The organism is Paenibacillus sp. FW101-FHT12H11 (genome assembly GCF_058790355.1).
Genome location: NZ_JBYTCO010000004.1, coordinates 53,618 through 72,491, shown reverse-complemented (window position 1 = coordinate 72,491; position 18,874 = coordinate 53,618). Strand labels below are relative to the sequence as shown.

The 18,874-nt window shown below is 49.3% G+C and carries 18 protein-coding genes and 1 riboswitch; of the genes, 8 read left to right on the top strand and 10 right to left on the bottom strand.

All coding sequences use genetic code 11. The annotated features are described in order from the left end of the window. Window positions 1–36: 36 nt before the first annotated feature. Window positions 37–1,005, bottom strand: coding sequence for a DMT family transporter (locus tag AC3WTJ_RS13950; protein WP_492522292.1), 969 nt, complete (start codon window positions 1,003–1,005; stop codon window positions 37–39). A gap of 124 nt (window positions 1,006–1,129) precedes the next feature. Continuing rightward, window positions 1,130–1,279, bottom strand: a riboswitch (FMN riboswitch). Window positions 1,280–1,653: 374 nt separating this feature from the next. On the opposite strand from AC3WTJ_RS13950, the gene AC3WTJ_RS13945 reads away from it, so the two are divergent. The 3 genes from AC3WTJ_RS13945 (at window position 1,654) to AC3WTJ_RS13935 (ending at window position 2,452) form a co-directional block, all read left to right on the top strand. Then, complete coding sequence (locus tag AC3WTJ_RS13945) at window positions 1,654–1,800, top strand: PLDc N-terminal domain-containing protein (protein WP_492522696.1); 147 nt, start codon at window positions 1,654–1,656, stop codon at window positions 1,798–1,800. Between the two features lie 21 nt (window positions 1,801–1,821). Then, a complete protein-coding gene (locus tag AC3WTJ_RS13940) occupies window positions 1,822–2,025 on the top strand; it encodes a DUF6199 family natural product biosynthesis protein (RefSeq protein WP_492522291.1) in 204 nt (67 codons plus the stop codon). A gap of 250 nt (window positions 2,026–2,275) precedes the next feature. Beyond that, window positions 2,276–2,452 (top strand): YjfB family protein, encoded by a 177-nt coding sequence (locus AC3WTJ_RS13935; protein WP_492522290.1) that lies wholly within the window; start codon window positions 2,276–2,278, stop codon window positions 2,450–2,452. A gap of 85 nt (window positions 2,453–2,537) precedes the next feature. On the opposite strand, the gene AC3WTJ_RS13930 is transcribed toward AC3WTJ_RS13935, so the two are convergent. Next, window positions 2,538–3,086: a CBO0543 family protein gene (locus AC3WTJ_RS13930; protein WP_492522289.1), complete on the bottom strand. Its 549-nt coding sequence runs from the start codon at window positions 3,084–3,086 to the stop codon at window positions 2,538–2,540. A 119-nt stretch (window positions 3,087–3,205) separates the two neighbouring features. Continuing rightward, window positions 3,206–4,111, bottom strand: coding sequence for a DMT family transporter (locus AC3WTJ_RS13925; protein WP_492522288.1), 906 nt, complete (start codon window positions 4,109–4,111; stop codon window positions 3,206–3,208). Between the two features lie 116 nt (window positions 4,112–4,227). Between AC3WTJ_RS13925 and AC3WTJ_RS13920 the strand changes: the two genes are divergently transcribed. Together AC3WTJ_RS13920 and AC3WTJ_RS13915 are read left to right on the top strand one after the other, a co-directional pair. After that, window positions 4,228–5,676 carry an aminotransferase-like domain-containing protein gene (locus AC3WTJ_RS13920; RefSeq protein WP_492522287.1) on the top strand — a complete coding sequence of 483 codons (1,449 nt, stop codon included), beginning with the start codon at window positions 4,228–4,230 and terminating at the stop codon, window positions 5,674–5,676. Between the two features lie 290 nt (window positions 5,677–5,966). After that, the gene (locus AC3WTJ_RS13915; protein WP_492522286.1) at window positions 5,967–6,473 is read left to right on the top strand and encodes a CBO0543 family protein; all 507 of its coding nucleotides are present in this window, start codon (window positions 5,967–5,969) and stop codon (window positions 6,471–6,473) included. Between the two features lie 82 nt (window positions 6,474–6,555). Here the strand turns inward: AC3WTJ_RS13915 and AC3WTJ_RS13910 are convergent, their stop codons facing one another. Then, window positions 6,556–7,293 (bottom strand): ThuA domain-containing protein, encoded by a 738-nt coding sequence (locus AC3WTJ_RS13910; protein WP_127456857.1) that lies wholly within the window; start codon window positions 7,291–7,293, stop codon window positions 6,556–6,558. A gap of 208 nt (window positions 7,294–7,501) precedes the next feature. Here AC3WTJ_RS13910 and AC3WTJ_RS13905 point away from each other — a divergent pair, with 208 nt between their 5' ends. After that, window positions 7,502–8,437 (top strand): helix-turn-helix domain-containing protein, encoded by a 936-nt coding sequence (locus AC3WTJ_RS13905; RefSeq protein WP_492522285.1) that lies wholly within the window; start codon window positions 7,502–7,504, stop codon window positions 8,435–8,437. Between the two features lie 2 nt (window positions 8,438–8,439). On the opposite strand, the gene AC3WTJ_RS13900 is transcribed toward AC3WTJ_RS13905, so the two are convergent. Genes AC3WTJ_RS13900 through AC3WTJ_RS13890 form a run of 3 tightly spaced genes read right to left on the bottom strand, consistent with a single transcriptional unit; the run spans window position 8,440 to window position 10,420 of the window. Continuing rightward, entirely contained in the window at window positions 8,440–9,261 is an 822-nt protein-coding gene (locus AC3WTJ_RS13900) for an SPL family radical SAM protein (RefSeq protein WP_492522284.1), read from the bottom strand. Window positions 9,262–9,287: 26 nt separating this feature from the next. Continuing rightward, a complete protein-coding gene (locus AC3WTJ_RS13895; RefSeq protein WP_492522283.1) occupies window positions 9,288–9,851 on the bottom strand; it encodes a methylated-DNA--[protein]-cysteine S-methyltransferase in 564 nt (187 codons plus the stop codon). A 23-nt stretch (window positions 9,852–9,874) separates the two neighbouring features. After that, complete coding sequence (locus tag AC3WTJ_RS13890; protein WP_492522282.1) at window positions 9,875–10,420, bottom strand: bifunctional transcriptional activator/DNA repair enzyme AdaA; 546 nt, start codon at window positions 10,418–10,420, stop codon at window positions 9,875–9,877. Between the two features lie 155 nt (window positions 10,421–10,575). Here AC3WTJ_RS13890 and AC3WTJ_RS13885 point away from each other — a divergent pair, with 155 nt between their 5' ends. Both AC3WTJ_RS13885 and AC3WTJ_RS13880 read left to right on the top strand, forming a co-directional pair. After that, window positions 10,576–11,517, top strand: coding sequence for a DNA-3-methyladenine glycosylase 2 (locus AC3WTJ_RS13885; protein ID WP_492522281.1), 942 nt, complete (start codon window positions 10,576–10,578; stop codon window positions 11,515–11,517). Window positions 11,518–11,545: 28 nt separating this feature from the next. Further along, the gene (locus tag AC3WTJ_RS13880) at window positions 11,546–12,157 is read left to right on the top strand and encodes a DedA family protein (protein WP_492522280.1); all 612 of its coding nucleotides are present in this window, start codon (window positions 11,546–11,548) and stop codon (window positions 12,155–12,157) included. A 59-nt stretch (window positions 12,158–12,216) separates the two neighbouring features. On the opposite strand, the gene AC3WTJ_RS13875 is transcribed toward AC3WTJ_RS13880, so the two are convergent. From AC3WTJ_RS13875 to AC3WTJ_RS13865, 3 genes are all read right to left on the bottom strand, one after another. Beyond that, on the bottom strand, window positions 12,217–13,053 hold the full coding sequence (locus tag AC3WTJ_RS13875; RefSeq protein ID WP_492522279.1) for a hypothetical protein: 837 nt from the start codon (window positions 13,051–13,053) through the stop codon (window positions 12,217–12,219). 99 nt (window positions 13,054–13,152) lie between these two features. Then, complete coding sequence (locus AC3WTJ_RS13870; protein WP_492522278.1) at window positions 13,153–14,376, bottom strand: multidrug effflux MFS transporter; 1,224 nt, start codon at window positions 14,374–14,376, stop codon at window positions 13,153–13,155. A 655-nt stretch (window positions 14,377–15,031) separates the two neighbouring features. Further along, window positions 15,032–18,604, bottom strand: coding sequence for an OmpL47-type beta-barrel domain-containing protein (locus AC3WTJ_RS13865; RefSeq protein ID WP_492522277.1), 3,573 nt, complete (start codon window positions 18,602–18,604; stop codon window positions 15,032–15,034). Between the last annotated feature and the right edge of the window lie 270 nt (window positions 18,605–18,874).

Sequence of the window (18,874 nt, the reverse complement as noted above, 5' to 3'; positions counted from 1 at the left end):
GTCGTCATGTGACCGAGGGAAAGCCTCTTTCTTTTTTTATACCGCAGCTTTGCTCTGATTGCGGCTCATGACCCACAAGGTGAGCCAAATTACGATGAAACCGGCGAGCTGTCCTACGGTCAGCTTTTGCCCGAAGACAAGCCAGTTCACGCAGACGCCAACCGCTGGGAACGCTAGCTCCGCCAACGTTGCGAAAAACGCCTTGGTCGAGGACAACCCTTTATAGTAGAGGAGCATGGAGAGCAGGCCCGGGAAAAACGCTTGGAACAAAAGGTTAACGGCAATAAGTATTAAGCCGCCGCTAGTTCCCGTTACGTGCCAGGCGTCGCCGCTAGCCACAAGTACGACCGTCAGCAATGGGATGGCAAGCAGGAAGCGCAGCGAAGTAACAATTGGAAAATCGAGCTTTTTCTGCAGCAAGTACTTGCCCATGACTGTCGAGCCGCCCCATAAGCCAGCTGCAAGAATAGAGAATAGGCAGCTTATAGTTCCTAGATCCTTGAGGCCCATCTCTGGGGACGAAAAGCCGAATGTCAGCAAATACGTGCCTAGCAGCGCCACCGCGATATAAGCAAAAAATTTAGAAGGCAACGTCTCTTTGAGCATTACGCGAGCTAAAATAATAGCGAATAAGGGCTGTAATTTCTGTAAAAGCAATATCGCGTTCGCATTCCCATGCGAGAATGCCGCTGTAAACAAAATCGTTGCTATCGCCGAGCCGCCCCAGGAGATGAACAGCAACGCGCCGATGACGCCTAGCGACAGCTTACCGATCAAGGTTTTCCGGTACTTCATGAGTATTGGCACCGCATAGCAGGCAAGGAGCAAATGCTCAATAAATACAATTTGCGCGGAGGAAAAGCTCTTTAACAACAAGATCCGAAAAAGCGGGTCAAGCCCCCAAAGCGTAGCTCCCAGCGCCACATACCAAACTCCGCTGATGCCTCCTGAGCGAGCTGAAACCACATTCGCGTGTTTTGTTCCTAACTTAAATGCATTTTCCAATTCAAAAACCTCCTAAGGATTTTTTGAATTGAACCCTCTGAAAAGAGACAATGCCCCCGCTCTATGATCAGCGGGGGCATTGACAAACAGACCTGTCAAAAACCTAAGTTTTTGACAAGCTGTTTTTCACCTTCTCCCATCCGGACTATAACCGTCGGCCCTGGATTCTCACCAAGTCAGTCCCAGCCTAACAGGCCGGGAGTCGCGGGCTTGAGATACATCTACACGTATCCTCACCGCCGGTAGGGAATTGCACCCTGCCCCGAAGGTTCAATATTCAATTTGTGGTCACTTACAAAACATAAGTGATATTCATTCCTGAATATTAGCACCATAAAATAAAAAAAGCAAGGATTATTCATCCTTGCACGTTTTGCCCTCTAACCAATTAAAAGAAGGCATCTCTTATCCGATCGCCTGTCCGTTTCCACTTTTCCACTTATCGTGCTGTTCTTTGGTGAAGCAGACCTTAACCCATTTCTGCATGTCCGTCCCTCCTCATGTCCTTCCGTATTCAGTCGGCGTTCGTCCGTATACGGAACTTTCCAGGATGCCCCAGCGTATTAATTAAAAACTACGATTGAATAAGAGGTGATTAATCTGGTTTTGATTTCACTTGTAGGGGTTCTTTTCATTCTCTTTTTCTTCATGATCCATATAGCGTTATGTGTCTGGGCTTACCGCGATTCCATCAGAAGAGGTAAAAGTAACGAATTTGCAATCATCGTTCTTGTTGGACTTTTATTTTTTCCACTCATTGGCTTGATTGTATACTTGATCATTAGAAATGATTAGCTATTGTTGGAGGTTGATTCATTGATTACTTTCGCTGGAATTCTGTTTATTGCAATTGGACTTGCAAATACCTTTTTTCCTTCTTTTGCTTGGTATCTAAAAGAAGGATGGAAAGTAAATGGTGATTCTGAGCCGAGTGATACCTACTTAACTCTTACAAGAATAGGCGGAATAATCGCTATAATTTTTGGCACTGTAATGATGATAGCTAGACTATCTATCTAATCTATTATTTCTAAAGCAGCAAGGACTACTGGGGGAATAGAAATCGATCGATTTCCTGCTGTTGTTTTTGCACCGTCTATAAGCTTTTCGATGTGTGGTCACCTACAAAACATAAGTGATATTTATTCCTGAATATTAACACCATAAAATAATAAAGCAAGGATTATTCATCCTTGCTTTAAGCTAAGAAATTGCCGCTTATATTCCGATATATAACCTGTAACCCCATCAATCATAAAGGAGGAAACTCATGGACATCCCTGCGATCTCAATGTCCGCAGCTCAAGGCAGCTTGGCTCAAGCTGTACAAATACGGGTTCTTAGCATGGCTAAGGATCAATCCACGGAACAAGCTCAGCAAATGGTACAAATGATGCAACAAAGTGTTCAACCAAACTTGGGTGGAAATCTGGATATTCGTGTCTAGTTTTACCCTCTGGAGAAGGAGAATGAAGAATTCTCCTTCTTTTTTGCTTTTGATGCGGTATAATCGTGACATCAAGCATGCTGCCTTACTTCATTTTAGCAATCGGAATATGGAAATAAAGAATTAAGAAAACCACACCTGCTACACACAGCAACCACGCCCATAGCGGCCTCGTAAAATGCAACCGCAGCCCAATGAACATGAAAACCCAGACCGCGATCGACCACCAAAAATTCCAGTTGTTATGATAGGTAAGCATTTTTATTAACAGAAATAGTCCTTCAACGCAGGTAAATACAGCCGACCAAATGCCGATATAGATAACTTGCCTCAGTGGACGCGACTTAAAAGGATATTTGTGCAAGTACACCATCACTATGCAGGGAAGATTGCTAAAAGCAATCATAAAATCTGCGATGGTATGATTAGGCGTTACCGCGGATTTATGAAAAACCCATAGTGAATAATCATAGCTTAGAAGGCTGACGAGAAAATCCACGCAGATGGCAAAAAGAATGGTTGGATAATAGGTCTTCCAATTTCTCCAATCCCCGAAAAACCAAGCTGCAATCAAGCATAACAAGGCCATGATTACAGGTAAATATGAAACAATCAACGCTGTTATGTGACCCATCACTTAGCTCCATTCCATCAAACTTGTGGTGCCTCCGTTCAACCCTGTGCTCCTGTGGTTATTATTTCTATAAATGTTGTTTCATATGAAAGAGAACGCAATTAACTTACCCTTCGTAATCACGCCGTTTTTCGCCGTTGCAGCAATGGTTTCAAGCTATCCAGATTCGCACAAATCGTCCCGGCAATGACGGTTACCACGCCTACGGCTGTAACCCAACTGATGCTCTCCCCATAAAACACGACCCCCACCGCCAGGGCAATCAATGGAGAAATGTACAGCCATGTCGCTGGAAATACAGGATTCGTTTTGGCCACTAACCAATAGAACAGACTATGTCCCACCATGGAGCCAATCACGATTAAATACAGTAGAGAGCCGGCCGCTTTTGGAGAAAATAAGCTTTGAACGTCCACGGGTTCTGTAAAAAATGAAAGAATCAGCAGCAGCAACCCACCGCATATCATCTGCGCCGCGTTCAGCGCAATCGGCGATGCCTCAGGAAATTGCTGAATGACCTTTTTCGAATATAGAGCTCCCATACAATAGAACAGTTCTCCGACCAGAATCGCCACGCTCCCGATCACCCAAATGATGTTGGCGGATACCGCAAGTTGTGGCAGCAAAAGGATGATAATACCTGCAAAGCCGAGTATGCAGCCAAATACAGAGAGCCTTGTCGTCTTCAGACGCAATACGAAGGTTTGGAGCACGAGAATCATAATCGGTCCAGTAGCGGATAAGACGGCCGCAATCCCGGATGAAACATATTGCTCCGCCCAGTACAAGGTTGAGAATGTGCCGAATGTGAGACCGATGCCTGTAAGCAGCATCTCTTTACGAAATAAAAGAGCTAGGGTCGCTTTTTTCCGCCACAATAACCAGCCGAACAAAAGCATCCCTGCAATAAAAAACCTCAAGCCTGCTGAGAAAAATGGCGGCGCTGACGCATCCACCCCGACCTTAATCGCCAGAAATGTCGTTCCAAAAATTAGACAGATAAGCAAATAATTAAAAATAATCATGACTGTTCCCCCTCTTGGTATGTATCATACTAGGTAAGCAACAGAACAGATGCATGACACTAGAACAGTTTTCCAATGATTGTTGTATCATAGAGGAAACAAAGGGGGAAAATCGGATGAAGACGCCAGGAACATCTGGAAAAGAAGCTAATCTGCTTTTCAGGCAAGCTTATGAGTATATGGTTACCCGCATGGATCGCGGCGAGTGGCAAGCCCATGACAAGCTCCCCTCCATCCGGCGTCTTGCCGAAGAGCTGCAGGTGCACAGGTTGACCGTTTTTCGTGCTTATCAGATGCTGAAGCAGCATGAGAAAGTTTACGTCAAAGAGAAATCCGGTTATTACGTAAGTCCCTGCAAGACAGAGGAGCAATCCCGTACAGAGCATGCGGAAAAAGGTCGTTCGTTCACCACGTCCAACGCTCTAAAAAACTCCTTGTCCGAAATTCAGCAAATCCCTGTCACGTACCAATTCTCACAAGCTTTGATCGATCCCAACTTGCTGCCCAATCTTTTTTTGTCCGAACATGTGAAAAAAGTTTTCGACATTTATCCAAAGCTCATGGGTACCTACTCCAACGCACAAGGGGATGAAGAGCTTCGCGAGTATCTCTGCCGTTACATGGTTCGGCATCATAATCTCCAGCTCGCTGCGAGCGATCTTTTGATTACCACAGGCGGTCAGCAGGCCATCGACCTCATCTCGCGGATCTATATCCGCCCCATGGATCCGATCTTGGTTGAGCGGCCGACATATAGTGCTGCGCTTGATATTTTCCGCCAGCAGGGAGCGCGGTTTATTCCTGTCGAGATCAGCCAGGACGGCTATGATCTGGCGAAACTCGAGAAGCTTATGGAGAAGCATAAACCACGGCTGTTTTATATGAATCCTACCTTTCATAATCCTACCGGGTACACGGTTCCGGCCGCACAGCGCAAGCAGCTCGTTGATCTGGCTGAACGCTATCGCTGTCTGCTGATCGAAGATGACGCCATTCACGAGATGTACTTGGACCAACCTCCTCCTTCGCCAATGCTGACTTATGACACAGAAGGCTGGGTCGTGTATCTCCGCAGTTTTAGCAAATATATCGCGCCTGGGCTGCGAATTTGTGCCGTCATGGGAGGCACGCATGTCATCCAATCACTCATTACGGCCAAATCATTAGCTGACAACGGCACACCGCTCGTTAATCAGAAAATGTTCCTGCATTATTTCGAATCTCCTAGAATGCAGCAGCATTTGGAGAAACTGCGTATTGCCCTGCAGATCCGAAAAGAAATTGTTGAGCGGGAGCTAGCCTCCACCGGATGGCGCTGGGTTAGCCCACAAGGCGGCTTCAACCTATGGATCCAGCTCCCGGACCATATCCCGGCCCAGCAGCTGTTGGAGGAGTGCCTCCGGCAATCGGTCTCCTTCGTTCCTGGCGTGATCTGCGATCCGCTCAGAGAGATGAGCTCCTGGATCCGTTTAAGCTATTCCTTCGTGAATGAGGAGCATTTACGGGATGGCGTTAGACGGCTTATCGCTATTGCGGGGCGTTATGCGAAGGATGGCGAATGTTAGTATGAGTGCTAGCAGGAAAATCTAGAACGCAGAGGAACTACGGGGCGCTATTTGTTCCAGAAACCGCTATTTGACATATCTAAAGGAACTACGATCCTCTATTTTGCTAATAATGGCACTAATTCAGCTTGGTGATGAGAAATAAGACCCTGCAGTTCCCTCAAAACTGGAAAAAGGATGGCTATAACCAAAATAGCGCCCCATAGTTCCCCTTCCCCAGCACGTGTAAAATTTTACACTATTGCAGAAACTAACCCTACATTTACGACTCATGTCTAGGGGCCTTTTACGTGATTTTAATTACAAATCTCCTTTTTGTTATAGCTGCAATTGTTTCTCGAGCCTATAAGCAGTGGAACAAATATTACGACGTCATGCTTTTTGTCTCTTTTTGCAATTTGCTTTACAATTTCCTGTGTCATGATCACATGATCTGGTCATTTCACCCTGATTTGTTGCTAAACCACAAAACAGCCGACCTTGTTAACACTTTCGTGCTGCTCCCAAGTACAACACTGGTGTATCTAGCTTTCTTTCCTGCCGCCAAACGCAACCAAGTGATCTACTATTTCCTATGGGTAATCGGTTATTCGGCGCTTGAATATCTGTGGTATGCTTATGGCCGGATCACTTATCAGCATGGGTGGCACTTTATATGGTCGATTGCTTTTTACTTCTTCATGTTCTTGGCCATCAGACTGCTTCATAGCCATCGAGCTGCCGGGCTGCTTCTTTCTGTTGTGGTCGTCACATTCTTGATCCTTTATTTTCATATCCCTATCTGGAAACAAGAATAAACGTCTTCACCATCCTTCAAAAATACAAAAAAGGGGTGCCCCGCGAGTCTGCAAAAAGACCAACCGGGCACCCCTATTCGTATTAAGCTTTAACTTTCGCTTTAATTTCTTCAAGCGGCTTATGATTGCCGTATTTCGGATACTCACGTGTGGACGGAGCAGCCCATTGAACCGCATTGGAGATTACGCGGCGAATTTGCTCATTGTAGTAAGTACGGTATGTCTCATGACCTGGACGGAAGTAGAAAATCTTCCCGTTTCCACGGTTAAACGTGCAACCACTGCGGAATACTTCTCCACCTTCGAACCAGGAAACCATGATTAGCTCATCCGGCTGCGGGATATCGAAGTGTTCTCCGTACATTTCCTCAGCTTCGAGATCGATGTACTCCCCAATGCCTTCCACGATTGGATGACCTGGCGCAACAACCCAAATGCGCTCTTTTTCGTCCGCTTCACGCCATTTGAGATCACAGGATGTGCCCATCAGCTTCTTGAACACTTTGGAGAAGTGTCCGGAGTGCAGCACGATTAGCCCCATGCCTTGCCATACGCGCTTTTGAACGCGCTCTACGATTTCGTCTTGCACTTGGTCGTGCGCTTTATGTCCCCACCAGATAAGAACATCGGTGTTATTCAAAACCTCTTCTGTCAAACCGTGCTCGGCATCGTCCAGAGTCGCATAAGTGACTTCTACATTCCCGCTGATGCCTTCGCCAATTGCTGTATGAATGCCGTCCGGATAGGCGGCGCGTACAATTTCACTTTCTTTTTCATGACGGTACTCGTTCCAAACCGTTACTTTCAGCTTTTGACTCATCTTCTTATTCCCTCCAAGATAGCGTATTCATTCATAATGTGAGTATAGTCCGTCCCTTCCCGGAATGAAAGGCGAGATTGTGCCTATTTATTATTCAATAGTGTCATCGGTAAGTAAACAATGTTATACTTTCTCTTGATAAACCTTATCTGCAACGTCATTTTACATATTCAAAAATGTCCTACCCTATTGCGAGGTATACGAAACCATGGAATCCGCACATAGCGCTTTCTCCGAAATTGTCAATGAAGAAGTCATTTATCAGAACCCGCTGCTTTTCCTAAAAATATGGGAGCTTGGCTCCGACTCCGTTCACTTCGGCGTCCCAACGCCTTGGCTATGGCATTCGCATAAGCAGGTTGAGTTCCTGGTCGTCATGGAAGGCCTCCTGGCTATTCAAACCAAACATGAACTTGCCGTGTTATCCGCAGGAGATGTCATCGTGTTGGGTTCCTCCCAGCCCCATCGGACGTACAAATACTCCGCCGGCGCCTTGCGGCAGATCGTTTTCCAAATTGATCTCAAGCAGCATTTTGACCTAAGTACGATGCCTTACCTGCATTGCTTCTCGGAACTGACGCATCCGCTAGAGCAGTTCAACGAGCTTTTCCGGAGCAATCCGGCCGTGAAGCAAGCCGCTTATGAGCTTATTCTGCAGATTTTTGAAGAGTCGCAATCCCGCAAAATTGGTTACGAGCTGGCCATCAGCGCAGCGATCAAGAACCTGCTGCTGCTTATGTTACGCAATGACAATCGTGATCTGTCCGCGCTTGCGGAGGATTCAGGCATCGCTCGTTTGCGCCCGGCGCTTGATTATATCGACAATCATCTCGGTGAGCGAATTACGGTTGAAGACGTCTGCTCCTTGCTCAATTTAAGCTATCATTACTTTATTAAGTATTTCAAAAAAGTGATGGGGATATCCTTCGTGGATTACGTGAATTACAAGCGCATCAAAAAAGCCGAGCGCCTCCTGCTAACAGGAGACCTCAGCATGATGGAAGTCAGTTTTGAGGTAGGCATCCTCAATATGGCGCAGTTCTACAAGCTGTTCAAGCGGCATAATCAATGCTCGCCCAAAGAATTCAAACAACGCATGCGCAGCCAATCGGAGGTCGCCCCCCTGCTGGCGCAAGCGGATTAACGTCAGCCTGGCAGGAAACCCTGCTGGCTGACCAACACACGCTCCTGCGGAAAATGCCGCAGGAGCTGTTCGTGCACGCGCTTGTACGCATCCGGACTGTACCAGTCCGAAAGCCCCAGCGCGTCATAGATCGCGCGCACGCCGATGCGTGCCGTGCGCCGGCCCCCACTGCCATCGCCCATGAAGTAATCGTCGATGCATACCCGCTCCACGATGCCTGCGAGCCGCTCGGCGAACTGCTCCGAGCTCGGCAGCGCCGGCGCTATCGTGGCCTGCACGGGAATGCCGCGAGCGGCGAGCTCGCGAAGTGCCCCCAGCCGCGCCGGTATCGGCGGCGCGGACGGGGTGAACGCCCGGCGGACCTCCTCGCGGTCCGTCTCAACCGTCATGCTGACTCGGACACGGTCCCCGAGCAGCGCTAACAAATCCGCGTCCCGCTTCACCAGCGGGCTGCGGGTTTGAACGAACAAGAAGTCCGGCGGCTGCACGGACATCACCTCCAGGAGCGAGCGGGTGATCCGCTCCTTATGCTCGCTCGGCTGGTACGGGTCCGTCGCCGAGGACATGAAGATCGTGACCGGGCCTTTGCGCTTCGCTTTGGCCAGCTCGTTCTCCAGAAGCGCCGCGGCATTGGCCTTCACATCGACCCAGGTGCCCCAGGACTCCGTGCGGAACAGAGCCACCGGCATCTGTCTCACGTAGCAGTAGGAGCACGCAAAAGCGCAGCCCGTATACGGGTTCAGCGTATGCGAATATCCCTCGAGAAAGCCGCTGGCTTTCGTAAGCAGCGTTTTCGCTGATTTGTGGTTCACCTCAATCTGCATACGTACTCCTCCTCCTTTTCTGCTGCTTACAAACCGACCTTTTCCAAACCCAATAGTTTCTCTTTGTTCACCAATCCGCCTCGATAGCCAGTTAACGCACCGTCTTTCCCGACCACGCGATGGCACGGAACTACAATAAGAACCGGGTTGGCGCCAATAGCGGTACCGACAGCCCTTACTGCGCTAGCTTTATCCAGCTTCTGAGCCATCTGTGTATAACTTACCGTTTCACCATGCGGTATTTCTTTTAAAACGTGCCACACGGATTGTTGAAATTCCGTCCCGCGCAGATCCAGTGGCAGCGTGAACGTTTTGCGCGAGCCTCGCAGATACTCCTCCAACTGCAGCACATAAGGTTCTAATGCCGCCTTATTCTCTATCCAGCTATAAGCTGGGAAACGATGTTTAGCCCATTTGGTTAATTCGGACCACGTTTCTGCATCAACGCCTCCCCGCTCAGTATCTTCCGCTTGATACTGCAAATAGATCAACCCATCGTCTGTTGCCGCGATCAAAAAGTGATTATCCAATAAACGAACTACACGCCAATATATGGATTTAGCCGCTGTCTTCGCTTCATTTGTTTGCATCCAAGAACCCTCCTCGGTTATGGTTAGATGGTCGTACAAGATTGACGATATTCTGATGGCGTGACACCCGTTTTTTTCTGAAATACAGTGGCAAAATGAGCGGCATTCGCAATACCTACCGACGCACCGATGACATTCACAGGCTTATCTGTTTGTATTAAAAGCTGCTTAGCTGCTTCAATTCGTTGTTGTTGAAGATAAGTGAGAGGCGTAACGCCCTTCACGCGTTTGAATGTCCTTTGCAAATGATAGACGCTGGCATAAAATTGCTCGGCTAATACCGAGAGCGTAATCGGCTCGGCGTAACCTTCCTTGATATAGTCGGCTATCAGCTCGGTCCACTCTTCATCCGGCAGCCGTAAGCCATCAGGCCTGCATCTTTTACAAGGGCGAAAGTGTTCCGCAACCGCTGTTTGGCGATCAGGAAATACCCGGACATTTTCCCGCTTCGGCACCCTCGATTTGCAGGATGGCCTGCAGAAGATCCCTGTTGTCGTGACCGCATAATAAAATGTGCCATCGTAACTCGCATCATTTCCAATAATAGCTTGCCAATATCTTTCTTGCATGGCGTCGCTCCTCTCCGTGCCTTCCCTCTACTAGCTCAGTATACCCAAACGGGTCCTCTCTTGTAAGGGATGCGAGATGAGAAAGCAAGATTACGAAAGCCGTCTTCAGCGATAATAAAGGTAGTCCAACTAACCGATTATAGGAGAAATGACTTATGCCGTCTTTTGACCCTTCCCTGCTAACCTGGAGCGAACAGACAAGCTCTTTCACCCTGCCACTGCCTGAACCTTTTCGATATGAGCAAAATCTTGGCTATTTGACCCGCTCCACAAATGAGTGTCTATTCCTTGTGGATAACTCAGATATTTATAAGCATCTCCTCATTGGGGATAACCGCGTGCTGATCGCTGTCAACAGTGAGGATAACTTGCAGCTGCGGATTCGTGTGCTATCCAGCACCGATACCCCTGTAACTCCAACTCTTCTTGAACATGTCGCACGTTATGTGTGGGAATGGTTTGATCTCAGCACAGACCTTGCTCCGTTCTATGAACTGGCTGGGCATGATCCTCTGCTCGGCCAAGTCACTAAGGATTTTTACGGGCTTCGCTTGCTGGGGATTCCGGATCTGTTTGAAGCGATGAGCTGGGGGATTATGGGACAGCAAATCAACCTCACTTTTGCCTATACACTCAAAAGACGTCTCGTGGAAGCCTTCGGTACCCGGCTGGACTGGCTAGGACGAACATATTGGGCGTTCCCTGCGCCTGAGCGGATTGCCGAGCTTCAACCTGAATCTTTGACGGCTCTGCAATTCACGGGTAAAAAAGCCGAGTACTTAATCGGCGTAGCCCGCATGATGGCGGAGGGCCGGCTGGCCAAGGAACAGCTGCTGGCGATGAACGATTTTGCGGCTATGGAGAAAGAACTGCTGAGCATTCGTGGAATCGGCCCCTGGACGGCCAATTACGTCCTTATGCGATGCTTGCGCAACGCCGCCGCTTTCCCGATTGCGGATGTCGGTTTGCATAACGCGCTGAAGCATGTGCTTGGCTTGGACGAGAAGCCGACACTCCCCCATATTCGCCAGCTTGCTGAAAACTGGAAAGGCTGGGAGGCTTATGCTACCTTTTATCTATGGCGTGTCCTCTACTAGTGCATGAGAATGAAGGAGCGAACTCACAGTGAAATTTCTAGGATTAGTGGAACAACTATTTGCCCAATACGGTTACTTGGTCCTGCTGCTCGGACTGCCGCTTGATGTCATCGCGCTTCCGATCCCTCCCGGCAATACGACCATGACCTATACTGGGTATTTATCTTATAAAGGGGTGCTGAGATGGGCGCCGGCGATGCTATCCGCCTGGGTCGGTTCGACCATCGGTATGACGATCACCTACTGGATTGGGTATAAGCTGGGGATGCCGATTATCGCGCGGTTTGGCAAACTGCTGTTCCTGAAACCAAGCCATTTGGACAAAACACGGAGCTATTACGAAAAGTTTGGCAATAAAGTGCTTCTTTTCAGCTTCTTTATACCTGGGATCAGGCAGTTTATTTTCTACTTTGTAGGCATCATTCGTATTCCATTCCGGGTTTTTGCGATGTATGCTTTCACAGGTTCTGCTTTATGGGTCGTCGCTTTTTTCGGCATTGGCTACCTGTTCGGCGAACAGTGGCAGGCGATTTTCATGTGGGTGGAGAAGTTTTTGATATATGCGATGATTGGTGCGTGCGCTGTTCTGGCGGGGGTCCTGTTAGTTAAATGGCGGAACCGCTTGAAGACAGGGATTTAAACATATAAAAAGGTTGCCGCATCGGTCACAGAGATCGATAGAGGCAACCTTTCTTTGATTTATTGTGGTGTTGCTGATGCTGATGGCTCTGGTGTTGCCGGATGACCTGGTTTTCCTTTGAATTTAAAGCCTTCATGACCCGAACCCGGTTTCATCGGGGGTACTCCGCCTTTGCGTTCAACGAAGCTTTTCAGCTCATCCGTTAAATGATCTTTCAGCTTCGCAATCAGTTGATCCTCTGTGATGCCTTTATCTTGGGCGATTTCAGCAAGAGACTTCCCTGCTTTGCGTTGCGCAGCAAGCTCATCTTCTGTAATTCCCAGAATCGTCGCAATTTCTGCGGAATTGCCGAACATGCCGCCCGGCATCATGCCTCCACGCGGTTGTACGCCTTTGAAATCCATGATGCGCGGTTTGGACTCGACCATTTTTTTCAAGCGATCCGCCAGACCCGCTTTCATTTTGTCGGCCTGCTCCTGCTTCAATTTTCCGGCTGTAACTGCATCATCAATCTTCTTAGTCTCAGCTTCCGTTAACTTGGCCAGAAGTGCATCTTCCGTCAGATTCGCTTTCTCTTGAGCGATTTGTACCAGTGTTTTACCTTGTTTGATCTCATCTTTCAACACAGCCTGATCAATCCCAAGAACGGCAGCGAAATCGACGGCGCCTCCTTTGCCGAATTCAAAACCGCCTTTGGCCGGCCCGTGACCTTGGTTATTGGAACCTCCGCGAAAATCTTTATGATGGTTATCCTTGATTTTGTCCTTCTGAGGTGCAGGCGTTACCGTACTCGTCTCATCTGCGAATACCTGGTTATGCTGAAGCGCGAGGCCACCGCCAATGAGTAGTCCTGCTGCGAGCGTACTGACCAGCACTTTCTTATGAATAAGCTTCATCCTGTAACTCCACCTTTTTCATGAATTGGTCTAATTTTCTTCAGTATATCGGACAATTGTGAAAAAAATTTGAAGTCACAGCTCATTCCGCCAAAAAGTTTACGCTGTCTTTCTGCCCATTGTCATGCCTACGAAACAGAGAATTGCCCCTATCTCCATACAAGCAATGATGATGCCTAGCGGTACTGCAGTCTGGCTGCCGCCAAGACCAACAAGCGGAGCAATCAGGCCCCCGATGATAAAAGAAAGCAGTCCCAGCAGCGCAGCAGCACTCCCCGCCGTTTTCCCTTGGCTCTGCAGAGCAAGCGAGGAGGTGGCTACGGAAACAGGGCCTACGCTGGAAACGATGAAGAAAAAAGCGACGAGGATGGCCGGAAGCCCTGCCCCGATCAGAACGGCGACGAGAAGCAGCAGGCCGCCAATGGCAGCCATGGCCAGCCCTCCTGCCAGCAAGCGATGGTCGCTTACTTTGCCAGCGAGCTTGCCCGTTACTTGACCGGCAAGGATGACGCCAAGCCCGTTCACGGCGAAGCAAACGCTGAATATTTGCGGAGAAACGCCGTAAATCTCCTGCAGCACGAACGGCGAGCCGGAAATATAGGCGAACATGCCGGCAAAGACGAGCCCTTGTGTCAGCGCGTAGCCCATGAACATGCGGTTTGTGAGGAGCCCGCGGAACGTTCGCAGCGTGTTGGCGAGTCCCCCCTTGGAACGGCGATCCGGCGGATGCGTTTCCTTCAAGCCCCACGTTGCAGCTAGCAGCATCAGCACGCCAATGGCACCTAGAACGAGGAACACACCGCGCCATGATGTGAATTGCAGAATCTGTCCGCCTACAATCGGCGCAAGGATGGGCGCAGCGCCGTTCACCAGCATCAGCAGCGCGATAAACTTCGTCAGCTCCACGCCTTCGTACATGTCGCGCACGATCGCGCGGGAAATGACGATCCCGGCCGCGCCCGCCAAGCCTTGCACAAATCGCAAGCCTAGGAAGACACCGATAGACGGCGCAAACATGCACAGAATCGAAGAAATCGCGTAGAGGATCAATCCGATCAGCAGCGGCGCGCGCCTACCACGCACATCGCTGACAGATCCTGCGATGAGCTGGCCGATGGACAGACCCAGCATGCAGGCGGTGAGGCTCATTTGTGCGAGTGAGGTGCTGGTATGGAGATCGCTAGCCAGATTCGGCAGTGCCGGCAGGTACATATCCAGCGAGAGCGGCCCGAAGGACGCTAGTGATCCGAGCACGAGCACGATCCATAATCGGCTGTAGCGGCCTGTGGACATGCCGGCTTGCGAAGCCAGTTGGTTGGACATTTTGATCACAACTTTCATTTAGTAGTTCAATTAAGCTAACATTGTGCTTAGATTTTGTCTAGAGTGAAGAGCAATAACCCGAGCCCTGCCCACCTACTATAATAAGAGCTAATGCGACGAAGAACGTCCCTATTCATCTTTAAGATGAATCAGGGGCGTTTTTTTATGATAACCGAACTGTCATCCCTTCAGGGTGAACGCGTTTGCCAGATAGGACGAAACAAAGCCAATGCCTTCTCTATAATGCACTTAATGCAATATGGAGGACTCAATTCGGCCACTGGTGCCTTCTACGTTGTGCAAAGTACAACATAAAAGGCAGAGTATCGCGGTTTTCACGCTATTTTGATTGAATTCATTGTACTTTGTGCAATAAAGAGCGGGGTGATGGGGCTTGAAGCAGTTCTATGCTGTACAAAGTGCAACATGACATGGCGGCGAGGGGCCGTGACGGAATGCGGTGATACGGCGCGGTATGGCTACATTGCGCAAGGGATTATGCAGAGCAAATTGGATTACTTGGCGGCAAGGAGGTCAAACGCCGAGCCATGATCTCTTATCGTGATACGCACATTCGGCGCGTGACAATAAATAAGGGGTGAACGCAAAGAGCCCCAACACTCGGGGGTGTTAGGGGCTCTATCACGCTGACTCCTTACTTCGTCACGTTCACAATCAGCTTATCGCTGGAAGTAACGCCACCCGCGTTAACCAACTCGCAGCGGTATTCGTACACGCCGACAGCGCGACCCGCGATCGTGCTCACCGCGCTTTGAGCGCTAGGAGAAGCTGCGTTTAATGCCTTCGTTTCGATCAAAACACCATTTTCATACAAACGGTACTCCGTGGCATTCGTTCCCCACCACATGTTCATCGATACCTTGTAGCTGCCGTCTCCATCCCAATTGTCTTGAGAAAGGACAGGCTTGCCAGGTGCTGCATCCGTAACTTTCACAACTAACGTAGCACTTTTTGTTGTTCCAAAAGAATTTATAAGCTCACTTGTATACGTATAAGTGCCATTTGCTTTGCCTTTTACTTCGACTTTGGCCGTTTGAGCAGCCGGAGATGCATCTGTCAGCGATTGCGTCTGAATGAGCACGCCATTTTCGTACAATTTGAACACAGATCCGTTATTGCCCCACCACATATTCATGGTCACCGTGTAGTTACCGTCTTTCAAGCCGGTTGCTTGGCCGCTATTGTCCGACAACACAGGCATTCCTGGCGCCCCTAAGGACAATGGCTTCACAACCGTGATAGTCACAGCGCCTGTATGCACCGTTGTTCCATTTAAAGTAACTGCTGCTGATAACTGTGCAGTACCTTCTGCCACCGCGCTTACTTTACCTTGTGCATCAATCGTCGCTACAGCTCCATTACTTGTGCTATATACAATCGCTGCACCGCTAAAATCAGCCGCCGCTCCATTGCTTAACACACCCGTTACTTGTGTAGCTGTTGTTTCGCCCGGCTTGAGCGAAGTTGCATTCGCCGAAAGCGTCGCTTGGCTAAGCGTTACTTTCGCGCTCACATTAAACGGTACAGTCGCTTGCGTAACATTTCCCGCTGCATCGATAACGCGGTAGGCCACTGTGTGCGCACCTTGCGTTAAACTGCCTGCTGCAATGGATTGACCGCTGTTGATAGCAGCGCCATCCAAAGTCAACGTCATCTCGGCGACACCTGAAAGTGTATCTGTACCAGCTAACACAAATGTTATTGTTTCAGCATCCGTAACGTTTCCAACTGCATGACCCGACTGCGTTAACACGGCCGTTGGAGCCGTTTTATCCAGTTTCACTTGCAAGGATTTTACAGCTTCCTCATTCCCTGCCGCATCTGTCGAGGAGTAAGCAATTGTATGCGTACCTTCCGTTTGAATCACGACTGGCGCCTCATAAGGAACCGCAGCACCGCCGTTCAAGCTGATCTTCGTTGTTAAAGCACCTGCCGTATCATCTACCGCCGACAACGTTACGGTCACATCTTCCTTATACCAGCCTTCACTATTCGCTGCGCTTGATAAGGAGGCAGTCGTAACAGGTGCTGCTGTATCGGCTGCAACCGTAAAGTCGCTTAAGCCTCTTGGTTTTAATTGGAATACGCCTTTAAAAATAGCAGCAACACCTTTGATGTTTACCGTTTGTCCCGCTTGGTAAGGGAACGAGCTCAAGGTTAAGCCAGTTCTTACATCTACACGGATGTGATTGCTCACCGAACTTTTTACAGCATCAAATTCAAAAGAACCTGCCGGCGTAGCGCTGATGATATTGCTCACGGTAACATCATTAAGCTCGAGCAATTGCCCTTGATTGTCATTCGTTACTGCTGCTGCAGCTATTGGCGTTGGTAATGCCGCTGCGCCTGTTTTTTCGATAGCAACTGGATCCGCTAACTCCAGCTCCGTATTGAATACAGCCGTAGATGCTGTAACCTTCACTTTATCTCCCTGATGAAAACCACTCAGACTCTGGAACACGTAAATTCCGCCTGTTTCATCCTGCAGGTAGAATGCCTGACCGCCAAAAGCGCCCGGCTCCGTCGTTACAACACCCTCCACCGTTACCAAGGTGCCGGCTGCTTTGCTCCGAGCATCGGAGATATTGATCTTCGCCGGAATCGGGTTTTCCTCTTCTGGCAAAGACTCCGCAGGTACGTTGCCAAGGGTAACGCTCTCGGTTTTCAGGTTCGTAGAAGCTTGACGCAGGCGTAAATTCGCCGCAGCCGTCGTTCCCGGCTTAATGCGAACCATCAAGTCCTTCGTTGCATGACCGTTGATATCCGAGGTCACGCTGAACTGTGTACTATATCCGTATGCGGTAGGCCATGTGCCGTCGGCATTTTGAACCATCGCAATTTGCGTGCCGCCGCTAACCAAATAAATGCCAACGTTGAACCCCGTAACCGTTGTAGACGGAGGCAGGTTGTCTACGACAACTCGCAGTGGGAAGTCCACGGCATTCGGCAGCGTTGCTTGATGCACGAAGCTGTAAGCTGCACTAGCTGTCGCAGCAGGACCGCCATAGGAGCCCGCTTTGAACGTGCTGCGGTCATACCATTTGTAGCCGGCGTTAGGCGCCGCCCACGGCTCCGGCTGCGGCTCTGTAGAATTAGCCGGCGTCTCAAAAGGCAGCAGCGCCGTCGGCTGATCCAACTGCAGGCCGCTTACTTCCGACAAGCTTGTGTAGCTTTCTTTTTTCGCCAGCCAATTCACCATATTCACAAGCAGGACGCCGTCATCTACTTCTTTGAAACCGTCATACGTCGTCTTCTTCGCGCCTGTATCTTCACGCAAATACTTCGGCGTCGCATCCTCCACCGGTGAGGAATCGCCGATGAATCCGGCTTTACCAGCACCTGACTTGGCTATAGCAACAAAAGGGCCCTCCGCCACACCGCCACCGTTATAGACACCTTGATCGACTGCGCTTGCCCAAGCCTCATTCGTTTGCGGCAAGTACACGATTCCTTTGGCCCTTGTCGGATCGATGATCGCCAGCGTTGAACCCGCATGCATCGCTACGCTGGATACACCTGTGGTGATACCGAACGACTGCTGCGGCGACACGATTTGGTTCGCATTAATATCGCCTAAAGCGTTGTAGCGGAAACGCAAACCGAATTGCGTTGCTAACCAGTCTGAGCTAGCTACATCCTGCATCGCTGATGAGGCGCTTTCTTCAGCGCTCATGCCGCTGGCTGGGTTCGTCCACGCGCCACGACGGTATCCGTTGAATACTTCCGAACCGTCCCAACGGTTCTTGTTGCGATCCGCATTGTAGTGATCGCCGATGAAGAAGATACTTCCGCCGCCTTGTACGTACTGCGCCAAAGCTGCTTGCTCGCTCGTCTTATAAGGAACATTAGACTCAGCTACGACAAAAACATCATAACCGCTCAAATCGCTAAGTGTGATAGGTGTTGTTTTACGCAATTCTTTGACGTAGTAGCCGTTATTCGCTAACGCGTTCCCAAAATCGGAAAAAGCACCGTCGATAACCCAGTCCGCCGCACCAGCGGTTTGTTCATGTGTGTTGTCGAACAACACCTTTTTCCCTGCATTTTCGTTAACTACTTTCGCTTCAATGAATGGAGCCGGATCCGTTGGCCCTTCCGCCATAACTACTTGCCAGCTGCTTGTAGCCAGCACTTGTAGAGGTAGCGCTACTGTTAAAGCCAGCGCTGCTTTTACCGCTTTTGCTTTCCATCCCGCTCTCTTACCCATTACAAATTCCTCCCTTATCATCAATGTGACAAGCCTTGTACCGACCCTAATTTTACCATGGTTCAAAAAGGGATAGTGCATTTTTTTTGTAAAGTTAAGGAAATTTGTGTAAGTTGACAATGACTCTGGCGTTTTCTGTACTTGAGTGTTTTCTTCCAAATGGTAGTCTTGCACTCCACTGGATCTGTTTCCTCCCGCTCGCCTAATTGGGAACTACAGGGCGTTATTCCATCGAAAAGACACCTTCTCCACCTGTTGTGGGAACTACGG